Genomic DNA, 16,581 nt, shown 5'->3' on the forward strand with positions numbered 1-16,581 from the left:
CGACCCGCGAGTCGGCGCACGAGCGTGGTCACAGGGCCTCGCGGGCCGCGGCCTTCCAGGACGCCGGGACCTCGCGGACGCGCCACCACACGGCCTGCACGGGCGTCACGCTGGTCGCGGACACCCCGACGCCCGTGGCGTCGAGCCCGGCGCGGGCGCACGAGAACAGGGCGCGACGCAGGTGGTAGTCCTGCGTGACGACGACGGCGGTGCGGACGGCGTACTCGTCGTGGGCGCGGCGGCAGGTGGCGGTGGTGTCGTAGCCCTCGCGGTCCAGGACGAGGACGTCCGGCGGCACGCCGAGCCCGACGATCCAGTCACGCATCGACGCGGGCTCGTCGTAGGGCGTGCCGTCCGCGCGGTCCGCGCCGTCGCCGGACAGCACGACGCGCGGTGCGGCGCCCGCCGCCCAGAGCTCCGCCGCCGCGGCGAGCCGGCGACGCAGGTACGTCGACGGGGTGCCGTCGGGGCGCAGGCCGGCCCCCAGCACGACGATCGCGTCCACGGGGTCGGCCGCGGCCTCGGCGACCGAGCCGCGCACCCGCGCCTGTCCCGTGGCCTGCACCCACGCGACGGGCAGCAGCACCGCCAGCGCGAGCAGCACCGCGCCCCCGGCGAGCAGCCGGCGTCGGACGCGACGACGGGACGACGGGGCGGTGGGGGGTGCGGTCACGGGCGCTCCTCGGTGAGTGCGGCGGCCTCGGCCCGCAGGTTGGCCCGGGCGGCCTCCGCCCAGCGGCGACGTCCCGCCGCGGTGCGGTACAGCCCGGGTCCGTCGGCCAGGGCGAGCAGGTGGTCGACGACGGCGGCACGTCCGGCGCGGAACGCGTCGTCCGGCACGTGCCCGTACTCGGCGCGGACCTGCGCGACGTAGCGGCGGTAGCGGTCCGGCGCGGAGCCGAGGACGGCCAGGTCGGCGTCGCTGACGAGGGCTCCGGTCGTGTCGTCGGGTGCGGGGTCGTGGCCCGCGGTGAGCCGCACGAGGCGGGCGGCCCCGGCCACGTCCTCCGAGGTCGGCGCGCCGCCCGGCGCCACGGCGAGCAGGGGCGTGAGCAGCACCTCGACGAGGGTGGCGGAGGCCTCCTCGTCGGCGGGCGTGGCGCCGTCGTGCACGGCGTCGTGGAACCAGAGCGCGACCGCCGCGTGCCACCGGGAGCCGGGGGCGCCGTCGGCGACGAGGTCGTCGAGCCGGTCGAGGACGTCCGCGAGGTGCAGGCGGGAGTGGTAGACGCGGTGCGGCTCGCGCCAGCGGTCCACGAGGTCCGCGCCGACCTCCGCGGCGCCCTCGACGTCGCCCCACAGGGTGGCCCACCGGTCCAGCAGCACGGCGCGGGCGGCGCGGCGCCGCTCGTGGCCGGGGACGCGCAGCCCCGACGTGGCCAGGCGCCGGGCGAGCGTGCGCCCGTCGACGGGGACGGCCCCGGCGGCGACCAGGTCGTCGTAGCGCTCGGCGGGGACGTCGTAGTGGTCGAGGTCGAACCCGCGGTCGGGGATCCCCGCGGCCCGCGCGAAGACGCGCAGCTCGTGCAGGGAGGTGTCGGACACGAGGTGGGACCAGAGGCGCTGGTGCGCGGGCCAGGCCGGCGGGTCGAGCAGCACGGTCACCGGGCGGCCTCGCCGTCGGTGAGGGTGCGCTGGACCTCGCCGACGATGGCGCTCATGGCGGCCTGCGCGGCGGCCGGGTCGCCCGCGGCGACGGCGCGGGCCACGGCCTCGTGCTGGTCGAGGGCCTCGGGGACGGGGGAGGCGGGCATGAGGCCGAGGTGGGTGCGCCCGGCGAGGACCTCGGCGACCACGTCGGCGAGGCTGCCGAACATCTCGTTGCCGCTGGAGCGCAGGAGCAGCTCGTGCATGCGGACGTCGAGCGCGAGGAAGGTCTCGAGGTCGCCGTCCTCGCCGGTGCGGCGCATGCGCACGGCGAGGTCGAGGAGCTCGCCGCGCACGGCGGGGGAGGCGTGGCGGGCGGCGCCGGCGGCGGCCAGGGGCTCGACGGCGTGCCGGAGCTCGGTGAGGCTGCGGAGCTGGGCGTCACGTCCGGGGCCCTGGAGCCGCCAGCGGATGACGCGGGCGTCCAGGACGTTCCAGGACTCCATGCCGAGGACGACGATGCCGACGCGGCGGCGGGAGCGTACGAGGCCGAGGCCTTCGAGGGCACGCATGACCTCGCGGGCGACGGTCCGTGAGACGCCGTGCTCGGTGCTGATGCCCTCCAGCGTGAGCGGGGTGCCGGCGGGGACGTCGCCGCTGGTGACGGCGCGACCGATGGCGTCGAGCACGCTCTCGTGCAGCGCGGGGACCGTCATGGGGCCGAGCCTAGTGCGCGGCACCGCCGGCCACGATTGGTAGCACCTTTCTTGCCAAAGGTGCTACCAATGAGTCATGCTCGGATCCGAGCGACGACACGGCGCCGTCGCAGGACCACCCCGGACAAGGAAGTCGACCGCCATGGACACCGACGTCACCCGCCCCGCGCCCACGGCGCGCGCGGCCAGCACACCCCGGACCCAGCCCGCCGGTCACCTCGTCGTCATGGGCGTCGCCGGCTCCGGCAAGACCACGATCGCCGGGCTGCTCTCCGACCGGCTCGGCCTCACCCTCGCCGAGGCCGACGAGTTCCACCCCGCCGCCAACATCGCCAAGATGTCCGCCGGCACCCCCCTCACCGACGCCGACCGCGCCCCCTGGCTCGCCGCCATCCGCGACTGGCTCAGCACCCAGGCCGACAGCGGGCACGCCGCCGTCGTCACCTGCTCCGCCCTCAAGCGCGACTACCGGGACGTCCTGCGCGCCGCCCACGGCACCGTGCGGTTCGTCCACCTCGACGGCTCCGCCGCCCTGCTCGCCGACCGCATCCAGGAGCGCAGCGGGCACTTCATGCCGCCCGCCCTGCTCCCGTCCCAGCTCGCCGACCTCGAACCGCTCGCCGACGACGAGGACGGCCTGGTCGTCGACGTCGCCGCCGCGCCCGACGAGATCGTCGCGACCGTCCTGGCCTGGCTCCGCCAGGCCTGACCCGCCCCTCCACGCACCACCCGACCCGACCGCAACGACGCACCGGAGGTCCCCATGACCGACGACTGGACACAGACCCTCTCCGCCGGCCCCCTGCTGGCCATCGCCGCAGCCGCCGTCGCCGTGCTGCTGATCCTCATCATCAGGTTCCGCCTGCACGCCTTCCTCGCCCTCGTGCTCGTCAGCCTGATGACGGCCGTCGCGACCGGGCTCCCCGCCGGGGGCGTCGTCGACGTCCTGCTCGGCGGGTTCGGCTCGACGCTGGCCTCGGTGGCGCTGCTCGTCGGCCTCGGCGCGATGCTCGGCCGCCTCATCGAGACCAGCGGCGGCGCCCAGGTGATGACCGACGTCCTCATCGACGTCTTCGGCGAGAAGCGCGCACCGCTCGCCCTCGGCGTCGCGTCCCTCATCTTCGGCTTCCCGATCTTCTTCGACGCCGGGCTCGTCGTCATGCTGCCCATCATGTTCTCCGTGGCGCGCCGCCTCGGCGGGTCCCTGCTGCTGTACGGCCTGCCCGTCGCGGGCGCGTTCTCCGTCATGCACATCTACGTGCCGCCGCACCCCGGTCCCGTCGCCGCGTCGGAGTTCCTCGGCGCGAACGTCGGCATGGTGCTCCTGCTCGGCCTCGTCGTCGCGATCCCCACCTGGTTCGTCACCGCGTACCTGTTCGGCCGGATCACCGGTCGGCGCATCGTCCTGCCCGTGCCCGAGATCCTCGGCCGCGCGGACGCCGTGCAGGAGGCGAACCCGCCGCGCTTCGGCACGGTCGTCGGGATCCTGCTGCTCCCGCTCGTCCTCATCTTCGCCAACACCGGCCTGGCCGCCGCGGCGTCCGCCGGCTGGGTCGACCCCGAGTCGACGCTCGTCGAGTGGGCCGGGCTGATCGGCTCCACCCCCGTCGCCCTGCTCATCGCGGTGCTCGTGGCCGCCTGGGTCCTGGGCCGCCGCCGCGGCATCGAGAAGACCGCCCTGGAGAAGACCCTCGACGGCGCGCTCGGCCCCGTCTGCTCCGTCATCCTCATCACCGGCGCGGGCGGTATGTTCGGTGGCGTCCTGCGGTCCTCCGGCATCGGCGACGCGCTCGCCGAGTCCCTCGGCGACCTCGGGCTGCCCGTCATCGTCGCCGGGTTCGTCATCGCGGCGGTCCTGCGCGTCGCCCAGGGCTCCGCCACCGTCGCCCTCACCACCGCCGCGGGCCTCATCGCGCCGGCCGTCGCCGCGGGCGGGTTCGGCGCCGTGGAGACCGCCGCGATCGTCATCGCCGTCGCCGCCGGGTCCGTCGTCCTCAGCCACGTCAACGACTCGGGCTTCTGGCTGGTCGGCCGGTTCTTCGACATGGACGTGCGCACCACCCTGAAGACCTGGACGGTCATGGAGACCGCGATCGGCGTCATGGGCTTCGCGCTCGCCTGCGTCGCGTTCGCCATCGCCTGACCCGGAGCGGGACGACCCGCCCACCCTGCGCCGACGGCCCGCCCGGATCCCCGGACGGGCCGTCGGCCGTTGCGCGGCGCGGGCGGGTCAGCCCGCGGTGACCGCCCGCGGCGGCTCGAGGCGGTCGACCGCCTCGACGCACTGCCGGGCGATCGCCAGCTCCTCCATGGTGGGCACCACCATGACGAGCGTCTTCGCCCAGTCGGGGGAGATGATCCGCTCCCCGCCGCGCCGCGCGTTGCGCTCGTCGTCGACGGCGATGCCGAAGCCCTCGAGGTCGGCGCACACCGCGGCGCGGACCACCTCGTCGTTCTCCCCGACGCCGGCCGTGAACGCGATGGCGTCCACCCGGCCCAGCAGCGCGGCGTACCCGCCCACGTACTTGCGCAGCCGGTGGATGTACACGTCGAACGCGAGCGCCGCGTCCGCGTCGCCGGCCTCGACGAGCCGGTGCAGCTCGCGGAAGTCGTTGACGCCCGACAGCCCCAGCACGCCCGACCGCTTGTTGAGCAGCGTGTCGAGCTCGTCCACGCCCATCCCGGCGTTGCGCGCCAGGTGGAAGACCACGGCGGGGTCGACGTCGCCCGACCGGGTGCCCATGACCAGGCCCTCCAGCGGCGTCAGGCCCATCGACGTGTCGATCGGCACCCCGCCCCGGACCGCCGACGCGGACGCGCCGTTGCCCAGGTGCAGCACGATCGTGTTGAGGTCCTGCACGCGCCGGCCGAGCACCCGGGCCACCTTGCCCGCCACGTACTGGTGGCTCGTGCCGTGGAACCCGTACCGGCGCACCCCGTGCTCGCGCGCCACGTCCTTGTCGATGGCGTACGTGTACGCCTCCGGCGGCAGCCCCTGGAAGAACGCGGTGTCGAACACCGCCACGTGCGGCACGTCGCCCAGCAGCTCGCGCGCGACCCGGATGCCCTGCACGTTCGCCGGGTTGTGCAGCGGCGCCAGCGGCACCAGCGCCTCGATCCGGTCGATGATGCCGTCGTCCACGACCACCGGCCCGGAGAACTCCGCCCCGCCGTGCACCACCCGGTGCCCGACCGCGTAGATCCCCGCCTCGGACAGCCGCGGGCCCAGCTCGTCGAACAGGCCCAGCGCCAGGCGCAGCGCCGCCCCGTGGTCCGGCACCTCCAGCTCCCGGCGGGTCCTGTTCCCCGCGAACGTGTGCGTGACGATGCCGGACGGCTCGCCGATCCGCTCCACCGTGCCCGCCGCGATCGCCTCGCCCCCCACCGGGTTCACCAGCTGGTACTTCAGCGACGACGACCCCGAGTTCAGCACGAGCACCGACCCGTGCGCCCCGTACGCGCTGTACGGGTTCGGCCGCTCCGACTCCGGGACGATGCTCATGCGGACTCTCCGTTCGTGGCGCCCTGCGCCTGGATCGCGGTGATGGCGACGGTGTTGACGATGTCGGCGACGAGCGCGCCGCGCGACAGGTCGTTCACCGGCTTGTTGAGGCCCTGCAGCACCGGCCCGACCGCGACGGCGCCGGCCGACCGCTGCACCGCCTTGTACGTGTTGTTGCCCGTGTTGAGGTCCGGGAAGACGAAGACGCTCGCCCGCCCCGCGACCGACGAGTCCGGCAGCTTCGACGCCGCGACGGACGCGTCCACCGCCGCGTCGTACTGGATGGGGCCCTCCACGCTGAGCTCCGGGTGGCGCTCGCGGACCAGCTCGGTGGCGGTGCGCACCTTGTCGACGTCGGCGCCCGACCCGGACGTGCCCGTCGAGTAGGACAGCATCGCGACGCGGGGCTCCACGCCGAACTGGGCGGCGGTCTGCGCCGACGACGCCGCGATGTCCGCGAGCTGCTCCGCCGTCGGGTCGGGGTTGACGGCGCAGTCGCCGTACGCGAGCACCCGGTCCGGCAGGCACATGAGGAACACCGACGACACCACGGACACCCCGGGCCTCGTCTTGATGATCTCGAACGACGGCCGGATGGTGTGGGCCGTCGTGTGCGCGGCACCCGAGACCATGCCGTCCGCGAGGCCGAGGTGGACCATCATCGTGCCGAAGTACGACACGTCGGTGACGATCTCCCGGGCCCGCTCCACCGTCATGCCCTTGTGGGCGCGCAGCCGCGCGTACTCGGCGGCGAACTTCTCGACGTGCTCCTCGTCGGTGGGGGACAGCACCCGCGCCGCGGAGATGTCCAGGCCCAGCGCGGCCGCGCGGGACCGGATCGCGGCCTCGTCGCCCAGGATCACCAGGTCGGCGATGCCGCGGGCCAGCACGGTGGACGCCGCGCGCAGGATGCGGTCGTCGTCGCCCTCCGGCAGCACCACGGTGCGGCGGTCGGCGCGCGCCCGCTCCACGAGCTCGTGCTCGAACATCAGGGGCGTCACCACGGGCGTGCGCTCCACCGCGAGACGCGCGAGGAGCTCGTCGCCGTCCACCCGCTGCTCGAACATCGCGCGCGCCACGTCGTGCTTGCGCTGCGCCGTCGCCGTCATCGCGCCCCGCGTGCGGCTCGCGGCACGCGCCACCTCGTACGTGTCCTTCGCCGTGAGGATGATCGGGACGTTCGGCTGCAGCGCGGCGGCGAGCTGGCCCGAACGTCCCGTCGGCCGGTAGCCGCCGGTGAGCACCACGCCCGCCAGCGACGGGAAGCGCGGCGCCGCCTGCACAGCCAGCATGCCCAGCAGGACGTCCGTGCGGTCGCCCGGGGTGATGACGACCGTGCCGTCCGCGATCCGGCCCAGCAGGTTCTCGAACGTCATCGCCCCGACGATGACGTCGAGCGCCTCGCGGGCCAGGAGGTCCTTGTCGCCCAGCAGCAGCGTGCCGTCCACCGCCTCGGCGAGCTGCGCGATCGTCGGCGCCGTGAGGAACGGCTCCTCCGGGATGACCCACGTCGGCAGGTCCTCGCCCGAGATCGCGGCCCGCGTCGCACGGTCCGCGTCGCCCACCGCGCCCTCGGCCCGGTTCACGACCACCGCGATCGGCTGCGCGTGGTTGGCCCGCAGCTCCGCCAGGCTGAGCCGCGCCAGCGTCGTGACGTCGTCCAGGTCGCGGTCACGACCCGAGACGACCAGCAGCACGGGGGAGTCCAGGTTGGCCGCGACCCGGGCGTTGAACGCCAGCTCGGTCGCGCCCGACACGTCCGTGTAGTCCGTGCCCAGCACCACCACCGCGTCGCACTTCGCGGCCACCGCGTGATAGCGGTCCACGATCCGGGCCAGCGCGGCCTCCGGGTCGGCGTGCACCTCCTCGTAGGTGACCCCGACCGTCTCCGCGTACGTGAGGTCGACGCCGTCGTGCGCGAGCATCATCTCCAGGACGTGGTCGCGCACCTCACCGCCCGCCGCCGAGGGACGCTCCGGGACGCGGGAGACCGCACGGAACACCCCCACCCGCTGGACCTGCCGGACCAGCAGCTCCAGGACGCCCAGCGCCACGGTCGACTTGCCGGTGTCCCCCTCGGGGGACGCGATGTAGATGCTGCGTGTGCTCACTGGCCACCTGTCCTGATCGCCCTGGGTCGGTCCTCCCATTGCACCCCATCGTGCCCCGTCGCCGCGGAGCGCGCCGCGGTGAGAACCGTCACCAGGGTGCTGACGCCGCGGGTGCCGGGCACCCGCGGCGTCAACGGTCCGTCACTCGTTGTCGCCGCCCGTCGCCGCCGCGGCGTCGTACTGCGGCCCGCCCGAGCCGGCCGCCGTGTCGCCGGCGTCCGGCCACACCCAGTCGCGCACCTCGGGGACGTCCTCCCCGTGCTCGCGGGTGTACTGCCGGGCCGCCAGCCGGGCGTCCACCATCCGCTGGCGCAGGCCCGCGACCTTCGAGCCCAGCTCCGGGACCCGGTCGATGACGTCGATCACCAGGTGGAACCGGTCGATGTCGTTCAGCATCGCCATGTCGAAGGGCGTCGTCGTGGTGCCCTCCTCCTTGTAACCCCGCACGTGGATGTTCGCGTGGTTGTTGCGGCGGTACGTGAGCCGGTGGATCAGCCACGGGTAGCCGTGGTAGTTGAAGATCACCGGCCGGTCCGGGGTGAACAGCCCGTCGAAGTCCTTGTCCGACAGGCCGTGCGGGTGCTCGTGCTCGTCCTGCAGGCGCATCAGGTCCACCACGTTGACCACCCGCACCTTGAGGTCCGGCAGCTCACGACGCAGGATGTCCGCCGCGGCCAGCACCTCCAGGGTCGGCACGTCGCCGGCGCAGCCGAGCACCACGTCCGGGCTCTCGCCCGGCACCTCCGTGCCCGCCCACTCCCAGATGCCGAGGCCCCGCGTGCAGTGCGCCACCGCCTCCGGCATCGACAGGAACTGCGGCGCCGGCTGCTTGCCCGCCACCACGACGTTCACGTACTGGCGGCTGCGCAGGCAGTGCTCGTACGTGGACAGCAGCGTGTTCGCGTCCGGCGGCAGGTACACCCGCACGATCTCGGCCTTCTTGTTCACCACGTGGTCGATGAACCCCGGGTCCTGGTGGCTGAACCCGTTGTGGTCCTGCCGCCACACGTGGCTCGACAGCAGGTAGTTCAGGCTCGCGACCGGTCGGCGCCACGGGATGTGGTTGGTGACCTTCAACCACTTCGCGTGCTGGTTGAACATCGAGTCGACGATGTGGATGAACGCCTCGTAGCTGGTGAACAGGCCGTGGCGCCCCGTCAGCAGGTAGCCCTCCAGCCAGCCCTGGCACTGGTGCTCGCTGAGCATCTCCATGACCCGCCCGGCACGCGCCATGTGCTCGTCGACGTCCGGCCCGTAGAACTCCGCGTTCCACTGCTTGTCCGTCACCTCGTAGACGGCCTGCAGACGGTTCGACGCCGTCTCGTCCGGCCCGAAGATCCGGAAGTTGTCCGGGTTGAGGCGCACCACGTCGGTCAGCCACTGGCCCAGCACGCGCGTCGCCTCCGCGACCGCCCCGCCCGGCGCCGGGACGTCCACGCCGTACTCGCGGAAGTCCGGCAGGCGCAGGTCCTTGAGCAGCAGGCCGCCGTTCGCGTGCGGGTTGTCGCTCATCCGCAGCGCCCCCTCCGGCGCCAGCCCCGCGATCTCCGGGCGCAGGGCGCCCGCGTCGTCGAACAGCTCGTGCGGCCGGTACGACTCCAGCCAGCCGCGCAGCACCTCCAGGTGCTCCGGGGTGTCCCGCGCGCTCGCCAGCGGCACCTGGTGCGCCCGCCACGAGTCCTCCGTCTTGTGACCGTCGATCTCCGGCGGGCACGTCCAGCCCTTCGGCGTGCGGAACACGATCATCGGCCACGCCGGACGCGCGTCGTTCCCCGCCGCGGCGTCCGCCTTGATCCGCGCGATGTGCTCCAGCACCTCGTCGAGCAGCTTCGCGAACCGGCGGTGCACGGCCACCGGGTCCTCCCCGTCGAACCCGCCGACGAAGAAGTACGGCGTGTGCCCGTACCCGATCATGAGGTCGCGCAGCTCGTCGTCGCTGATGCGGCTCAGCACCGTCGGGTTCGCGATCTTGTAGCCGTTCAGGTGCAGGATCGGCAGCACCACGCCGTCCGTGCGCGGGTTGACGAACTTGTTCGAGTGCCAGCTCGTCGCCAGCGGGCCCGTCTCCGCCTCCCCGTCACCCACCACCGCCGCGACCAGCAGGTCCGGGTTGTCGAACGCCGCGCCGTACGCGTGGCTGAGCGCGTACCCCAGCTCACCACCCTCGTGGATCGAGCCCGGCGTCTCCGGCGCCACGTGGCTCGGGATGCCGCCCGGGAACGAGAACTGCCGGAACAGCCGGCGCAGACCCTCGTCGTCCTGGGTGATGTCCGAGTAGATCTCCGAGTACGTGCCCTCCAGGTAGGTGTTCGCCACCAGGCCCGGACCGCCGTGCCCCGGCCCCGCCACGTAGATCGTCGACAGGTCGCGCTCCTTGATCGCGCGGTTCAGGTGCGCGTACAGGAAGTTCAGGCCCGGCGTCGTGCCCCAGTGGCCCAGCAGGCGGGGCTTGACGTGGTCCCGGGTGAGCTCCTCGCGCAGGAGCGGGTTGTCGAGCAGGTAGATCTGCCCGATCGACAGGTAGTTCGCGGCACGCCACCACTGGTCGAGGCGCTCGACGTCGGCATCCGACAGGTCGGCGACGCCCGTGGCGCGCCAGGTCTCGGAACCGGTGGACGTGGTGCTCGAGGTCATCACACACTCCCTGGTCTGCGGGGTCTTGCGATCGCTCTCATTCCACCGCACCGGCCGTCCGGGCGCAGCATCTGGGCCCACGTGTCCTGCGTGACGTCGATCTGACTCACCGTCCACCTCCGCCCTCCGCGCTCCGGGCGACCGTCCCGACGCCGGTCGCCCCCGTGTCCCGCCGGCCCGCCGGCGCCCCTCCCGGTGGCCTCCGCTCCCGTCGGCCGCGCCGCCCGACGGCACGCCCTCCTGTCGCCCGTGCCCGACGACGCTCCCTCCCGTCCGGCGGTGCCGCCCTCCACCGGCCCGCGGCTCGCCCGGCAGCGCCGGTGCCAGGAGCGTGAGGTTGGCCACGCGGTTCCAGCGCCCGGCCCCACCCCCGCTACCGTGGTCCCGTGCCTGACGCCCCACCCGCCCGACGGTCGTTCTGGGCGGTCGCCCTCCAGCCGCGCATGCTCGCGATCCTGCTGCTCCTGCTGGCCGCCGCCCTCGTGTGCGGACGGCTCGGCGTGTGGCAGATCGACCGCGCCTACGAGCGCGCCAACCTCGCCGCCCAGCAGGAGGCCGCCGAGGCCGCTGCCACCGGACCCGCCGCCCTCGGCGAGCTCGTCGCCCCGCAGGCGTCGTTCCCCGGCGAGCTCGTCGGCCGCCAGACGTGGGTCGAGGGCGAGTGGGAGCCCGACGGGCAGACGCTCGTCGCCGGACGCACCCTCGACGGCGTCGAGGGCTACCTCGTGCTCACCCCGCTGCGCGTCACCGACGACGGCACCGGCGGCGCGTCCTGGGCCGGACTGTCCGGCGCGCCCGTGCTGCCCGTCGTGCGGGGCTGGGTCGAGTCGCCCACCCCCGACGCCGCCGCCCTCGACGTCCCCGACGGCGAGGTCCGCGTCGAGGGCTGGCTCCAGGCGTCCGAGTCCACCCTGCGCACCGGCGACGCCCCCGCCAACCCCGGCGGGCCGCCCCTCACCCAGGACATCGCCTCCTCGCACCTCGCCAACGTGTGGGACGGCCCCATCTACACCGGGTACGTCGTCCTCACCGGGTCCGACCCCGCCCAGCCCGCCGCCGCCGAGGGCGGTCCCGCGCCGCTGCCCCGCCCCGTCCTGGAGGGCGGCTCGGACGTCAACCTCCAGAACTTCTTCTACGCCCTGCAGTGGTGGGTGTTCGGGCTGTTCGCGTTCTCCCTGTGGATCCGCCTCGTCCGCGACGAGATGGCCGGCGGGCGGCGCGAGACCCGTCGTCGCGCCGACCGCACCGACGACCCCGTCGGCCGCGGCATCGCGGGCCTGCCGTCCTGACCCCTTTCAGCCATCGTCCGTGCTGACTTGGTACCTCAACTCTCCGTGTGAGGTACCAAGTCAGCACGGACGATGCCGAAGCTGTGGATGACGCCGCCAAGGTCCGGCGCCACCTGCTCGGATGGGCGTGTGTCCAGACCCGTCGGCCCGCTTCCGCCCACGCTCGTCGGCGCCGCCCGCCGTCAGGAAGGGCTCGTCACCATCCGGCAGTGCCTGGAGTCCGGCATGTCCCGCCGACGGGTCCAGGGGCACGTCGAGCGCAAGGACTGGGAACGGCCGGCCCGCGGCGTGTACGACACCGGCCTCGTCGTCCCGACCTCCACGTCCGACGGCTTCGCCCACCGACGACGGCGCACCGCACTGCTGGGTCCGCTCAGTCACGAGGGCACGGTGGCCGTGGGCGTGAGCGCCCTCGTGCTCCACGGAGTCCAGGGTTCACCGGTCCGCTTCGTCCCGGAGGTGGCGGCACCGAGAGCCGCGCACCGGGCGCCGGACGGCCCGGTGCGGGTCCGCCGGATCCTCGTGACCGAGCCGGAACGGCTCGACGGGGTCCTCGTGGCACCCGTCGTCGACTCGCTCGCGCTCGCGATCCCGACGCTCAGCCGCGCCGACGCCGTGGCGATGATGGACTCCGCCCTGCACCAGGGCCTCGTCACGCCGGCCGGCATCGCCGGCGCGCGAGCACGGGCCACGGGCAGGCGCGGCGCGCGGCGGTGCGAACCGTGGTGGTCGGAGCCGGACGCGAGGTCGGAGTCGCCCGCCGAGTCGTGGGCACGGGTCACCTGCACGGCCGCCGGCGTGCCGCCCGACGCGGTCCAGCTCGTCGTCGTCCGGGGCGGGCAGGTCGTGGCGCGGGTCGACCTGGCGTGGATCCTGCCCGACGGCGTCGTCCTGCTGGTCGAGATCGACGGTCGTGACGTCCACTCCACCCCGGACGCGCTGCTGCACGACCGTCGCCGGCAGAACCGGATCGACACCCCGGTCACGATGATCCGCCGGTTCACCGGGACGGAGGCCAGGGACGGCACCGCCGCCCGGGAGGTGTCGGCGGTGCTGGCGCAGGCCCGCTGGCGTCCTCGGCCGGTGGCTCCCGGCCTCGCCTACTGCATCGAGCGTGCTGGGTTGGTACCTCAACCGAAGGTTTGAGGTACCGACCCAGCACGGACGTTGCGGAGCAGGGGGTCAGTCGGCCTGCCACGAGTGCCAGAGCCGGGCGTAGTCCCCGCCGGCGGCGACGAGCTCGTCGTGGGGGCCGATCTCGGTGATGCGGCCACCGTCGACGACGGCCACGCGGTCGGCGTCGTGGGCGGTGTGCAGCCGGTGGGCGATGGCGACGACGGTGCGGCCGGACAGGACGGCGTTGAGGGACTGCTCGAGGTGCCGGGCGGCGCGGGGGTCGAGCAGGGAGGTGGCCTCGTCGAGGACGAGGGTGTGGGGGTCGAGCAGGACGAGCCGGGCGAGGGCGACCTGCTGGGCCTGGGCAGGGGTGAGGGGGTGCCCGCCGGAGCCGACCTCGGTGGCGAGGCCGTCGGGGAGGGCGGCTGCCCAGCCGCGGGCGTCGACGGCGCCGAGGGCGCCCCAGAGGGCGTCGTCGTCGGCGGTGGTGTCGGCGAGGCGCAGGTTCTCAGCCAGGGTCCCGACGAAGACGTGGTGCTCCTGGGTGACGAGGGCGACGTGCCCGCGCAGGTCCTCCAGCGGCAGGTCGACCAGCGGCACGCCGCCGACGGTGACGGTGCCGCCGGTGGGTGGGTGGATGCCGGCGAGCATGCGGCCGAGGGTGGACTTGCCGGCACCGGAGGGTCCGACGACGGCGAGGCGTTCGCCGGGGCGCAGGTCCAGGTCGATGCCGTGCAGGACGTCCCGGCCGGGGGTGTAGGCGTAGCGGACGGCGTCGGCGCGGACGTCCTCGGCGGTGGGGACGGCGCCGGTGGCCTGCCGGTCGGGGGCGACGAGTCCGACGCCGACGACGCGGGCGAGGGCGACGACGGCGACCTGGAGCTCGTCGAGCCAGAACACGAGGTCGAACACGGGGCCGCCCATCTGGTGGGCGTACATGGCGAGCGTCGCGACCGTGCCGACGGTGGTGAGGTCCTGGGAGACGAGCCAGGCGCCCCACAGGACGACGGCGATGGGGGCGACGGCGACGGCGGTGTCGATGCCGGGGATGAGCCGCTGGCGCAGCCGCAGGGTGTGGGACTCGGCGTCGAACGTCTCGGCGAGGTCGCCGCGCAGCCGACGGCGCAGCCGGGTGCCGAGCCACAGCGCCTCGGTGGTGCGGGCGCCCTCGACGGTCTCGGTGATGGTGCCGTTGACGGTCGCGAACGCGGCGGACACGCGCAGGTAGCCGGGGGTGGCGCGCCGCAGGTACCAGCGCAGGGTGAGGACGATGACGGGCACGCCGACGAGCATCGCGACGGCGACGAGCGGGTCGGCGACGAACGACGCGACGAGGGTGAGGCTCAGGGTGACGACGCACACGAGCACGCGGGGGACGCCGAACCGGACGGCGTGCGCGAGCTTGTTGACGTCGTTGGTGGTGCGGGCGACGAGGTCGCCGGTGCCGGCCTTCTCCACGGTGGACAGGGGCAGCCTGGTGGCGGTGGTCAGGAACTCCTCGCGGAGCTCGGCGAAGACGCGCTCGCCGAACACCATGGAGAGGCGCTGGGCGTAGCGGGTGACGACGGCCTGGGTGACGACGGCGCACACGAGCACGACGGCGAGCGTGTTCACGCGGTCCAGGGTGGTGCCGGTGGTGGCCTCGTCGATGAACCGGCCCAGCAGGAAGGGTCCGGTGAGGCCGGCGAGCGCGGCGAGGGTGTGCAGGACGGCGATGCCGCCGAGGCTGCCGCGGTGGCGGCGGAAGAGCCGGGCGACGGTGCGCCGCACCTCGGTGGTGTCGGCGACGGGCAGCCGGCGCGGGTCGGCCGGTGCGGCCGACGGCGGGGTGGCGCTCATCGGGCGGCTCCTTCCAGGGTGTCGGTGTCGTCGGCGGGCTCGGCGGCGGGCTCGTCGAGGGAGCGGCCGACGACGGCGCGGTAGGCGACCGCGGCGGTGTCGGTGCGGGCGAGCAGGTCGGCGTGGGTGGCGGTGGCCACGACGCGCCCGTCGTCGGACAGCAGTGCGACCTCGTCCACGTGGTCGAGCACGAGGGGGCTGGCGGTCACGACGAGGGTGGTGCGGCCCCGGCGTGCCTGGGCGACCCGTTCGGCGATGCGGGCCTCGGTGTGGGCGTCGACGGCGCTGGTCGGCTCGACGAGGACGAGGACCTCGGCGTCGGTGAGCAGGGCGCGGGCGAGCGCGACGCGCTGCCGCTGGCCGCCGGACAGCGACCGGCCCTTCTCGGGGAGCTCCCCGTCGAGGCCGCCGGGCACGGAGTCGAGGACGTCCTGCGCGTCGGCGGTCAGCAGGGCGGCCAGGAGCTCGTCGCGGGCGGCGCGGCCGCGGGCGTCGAGGGTGTCTGCGAGGACTCCGGAGAACAGGTGGGGGGTGGCCTCGGCGACGACGACGCGCTCGCGCAGGACGGACTTGTCGAGGTCGGCGAGGCGGACGTCGCCGAGGGTGACGTGGTGGTCCGCCTCGACGTCGTCGTCCAGCCGGCCGAGGCGGGTGGCGAGCGCCGCGGAGACGTCGGGGTCGGCGCAGACGAGCCCGACGACGCGGCCGGGCCGGAGCACGAGCCCGCTGGTGCGGTCGGCGAGGTCGGCGCCGCCCGGCGGCGCGGCGGCGGGCGTGGCGGCCTGCGGGGTGGCCTCGGTGACCTGCAGGACGCCGAGGATCTTGCGGGCGGCGACGAGCGCGTTGGTGGTCATCTGGAGCATCTGGGTGGCCATCTGCACGGGCCACGACAGGAACGCGGCGTACCCGTAGAAGGTGACGAGCTCGCCGGGGGTGAGGTCGCCGGTGACGACGGCGCGCGCGCCGATCCACAGCACGAGGGCGACGAGGAGGCCGGGCAGGAGGACCTGCAGGCCGTCGAGGACGGACTGCACGGTGGCGACGCGCACGCCGCGGCGGCGCACCTCCTGGGACTGGGCGGCGTAGCGGGCGGCGAACACGTCCTCGCCGCCGATGCCGCGCAGGATGCGCAGCCCGGAGACGGTGTCGGCCCCGAGGGCGGTGAGGCGCCCGGTGGCCTCGCGGGCGGCCTGCTGGCGGGCCTGGAGCGGGCGGACGAGCAGGGCGAGGGCGGCGGCGACCACAGGGATGCCGAGGGCGACGACGAGCCCGAGGCGGACGTCCTGGGAGAGCAGCACCCCGGTGGCGACGGCGTACGCGACGACGCCGCCCAGGAAGCGTCCCGACATCGCGAACACGTCACCGACGCGCAGCGCGTCGTTCGCGACGGCCGCGACGACCTCCCCGGTGGGGAGCTTGCGCGTGACGGCGTGCCCGGCGCGCGTCGCCTTGTCCCCGACGAGCTCGGTGAAGGCGAAGGTGGCGCGCAGCCAGCTCTCCACGTCCCAGGTGTGCGAGAAGACCCCGGACACGACGATCGTCGCGGCGGCGACACCCATCCACGCGACCTGCACGAGGAGCTCGGGCCCGAACCCGGCCGCGAGACCGGCGTCGACGGCGCGCCCCAGGAGCAGCGGCGACGCGGCGGACGCCAGCATCGACACGGTGCCCGCGAGGGCCGCGAGCGCGACGACGCCGCGCTGGCGGCCCGCCTGCCACAGCAGCAGGCGGGGGGCGGACGTCAGGGGCGGGGTGCCGGGGTCGGGCAGGGGGAGGGGGCGCACGGG

12 protein-coding genes are annotated in these 16,581 nt (G+C 74.5%); 4 read left to right on the plus strand and 8 right to left on the minus strand.

Annotation, left to right across the window (positions count from 1 at the left end; translation table 11 throughout):
• Positions 1–28: 28 nt before the first annotated feature.
• From ATJ88_RS04605 to ATJ88_RS04615, 3 genes are read right to left on the minus strand one after another with little or no spacing between them, the layout of a single operon-like run.
• The gene (locus tag ATJ88_RS04605) at positions 29–673 is read right to left on the minus strand and encodes a SanA/YdcF family protein (protein WP_245852120.1); all 645 of its coding nucleotides are present in this window, start codon (positions 671–673) and stop codon (positions 29–31) included.
• Entirely contained in the window at positions 670–1,605 is a 936-nt protein-coding gene (locus ATJ88_RS04610) for a DUF4031 domain-containing protein (RefSeq protein WP_098462808.1), read from the minus strand. Before ATJ88_RS04610 ends, ATJ88_RS04605 begins: the two co-directional genes overlap by 4 nt.
• Positions 1,602–2,303: a FadR/GntR family transcriptional regulator gene (locus ATJ88_RS04615; RefSeq protein ID WP_098462809.1), complete on the minus strand. Its 702-nt coding sequence runs from the start codon at positions 2,301–2,303 to the stop codon at positions 1,602–1,604. Before ATJ88_RS04615 ends, ATJ88_RS04610 begins: the two co-directional genes overlap by 4 nt.
• A 142-nt stretch (positions 2,304–2,445) precedes the next feature.
• Here ATJ88_RS04615 and ATJ88_RS04620 point away from each other — a divergent pair, with 142 nt between their 5' ends.
• Together ATJ88_RS04620 and ATJ88_RS04625 are read left to right on the plus strand one after the other, a co-directional pair.
• Positions 2,446–3,012 (plus strand): gluconokinase, encoded by a 567-nt coding sequence (locus ATJ88_RS04620; protein WP_098462810.1) that lies wholly within the window; start codon positions 2,446–2,448, stop codon positions 3,010–3,012.
• Between the two features lie 54 nt (positions 3,013–3,066).
• The gene (locus ATJ88_RS04625; protein ID WP_098462811.1) at positions 3,067–4,446 is read left to right on the plus strand and encodes a GntP family permease; all 1,380 of its coding nucleotides are present in this window, start codon (positions 3,067–3,069) and stop codon (positions 4,444–4,446) included.
• 87 nt (positions 4,447–4,533) lie between these two features.
• Here ATJ88_RS04625 and ATJ88_RS04630 read toward each other — a convergent pair whose 3' ends face one another.
• The 3 genes from ATJ88_RS04630 to ATJ88_RS04640 all read right to left on the minus strand — a co-directional run bounded on the left by ATJ88_RS04630 (position 4,534) and on the right by ATJ88_RS04640 (position 10,550).
• The gene (locus ATJ88_RS04630; RefSeq protein ID WP_098462812.1) at positions 4,534–5,805 is read right to left on the minus strand and encodes an acetate/propionate family kinase; all 1,272 of its coding nucleotides are present in this window, start codon (positions 5,803–5,805) and stop codon (positions 4,534–4,536) included.
• Positions 5,802–7,955, minus strand: a complete 2,154-nt coding sequence (gene pta / locus ATJ88_RS04635; RefSeq protein ID WP_098462813.1) for a phosphate acetyltransferase — start codon at positions 7,953–7,955, stop codon at positions 5,802–5,804. Before pta ends, ATJ88_RS04630 begins: the two co-directional genes overlap by 4 nt.
• 102 nt (positions 7,956–8,057) lie before the next feature.
• Positions 8,058–10,550: a phosphoketolase family protein gene (locus ATJ88_RS04640; protein ID WP_098465119.1), complete on the minus strand. Its 2,493-nt coding sequence runs from the start codon at positions 10,548–10,550 to the stop codon at positions 8,058–8,060.
• Between the two features lie 386 nt (positions 10,551–10,936).
• On the opposite strand from ATJ88_RS04640, the gene ATJ88_RS04645 reads away from it, so the two are divergent.
• Together ATJ88_RS04645 and ATJ88_RS04650 are read left to right on the plus strand one after the other, a co-directional pair.
• Positions 10,937–11,839, plus strand: a complete 903-nt coding sequence (locus tag ATJ88_RS04645; RefSeq protein ID WP_245852123.1) for an SURF1 family protein — start codon at positions 10,937–10,939, stop codon at positions 11,837–11,839.
• A gap of 129 nt (positions 11,840–11,968) precedes the next feature.
• On the plus strand, positions 11,969–12,985 hold the full coding sequence (locus tag ATJ88_RS04650) for a type IV toxin-antitoxin system AbiEi family antitoxin domain-containing protein (RefSeq protein ID WP_098462815.1): 1,017 nt from the start codon (positions 11,969–11,971) through the stop codon (positions 12,983–12,985).
• 36 nt (positions 12,986–13,021) lie between these two features.
• On the opposite strand, the gene ATJ88_RS04655 is transcribed toward ATJ88_RS04650, so the two are convergent.
• Both ATJ88_RS04655 and ATJ88_RS04660 read right to left on the minus strand, forming a co-directional pair.
• Positions 13,022–14,794, minus strand: a complete 1,773-nt coding sequence (locus ATJ88_RS04655) for an ABC transporter ATP-binding protein (RefSeq protein WP_098462816.1) — start codon at positions 14,792–14,794, stop codon at positions 13,022–13,024.
• Positions 14,791–16,578: an ABC transporter ATP-binding protein gene (locus tag ATJ88_RS04660; protein WP_098462817.1), complete on the minus strand. Its 1,788-nt coding sequence runs from the start codon at positions 16,576–16,578 to the stop codon at positions 14,791–14,793. The genes ATJ88_RS04655 and ATJ88_RS04660 overlap by 4 nt, the downstream gene beginning before the upstream one ends.
• Positions 16,579–16,581 lie beyond the last annotated feature (3 nt).

This window comes from Isoptericola jiangsuensis (genome assembly GCF_002563715.1).
In the GTDB taxonomy this organism is placed as follows: Bacteria; Actinomycetota; Actinomycetes; order Actinomycetales; family Cellulomonadaceae; genus Isoptericola; species Isoptericola jiangsuensis.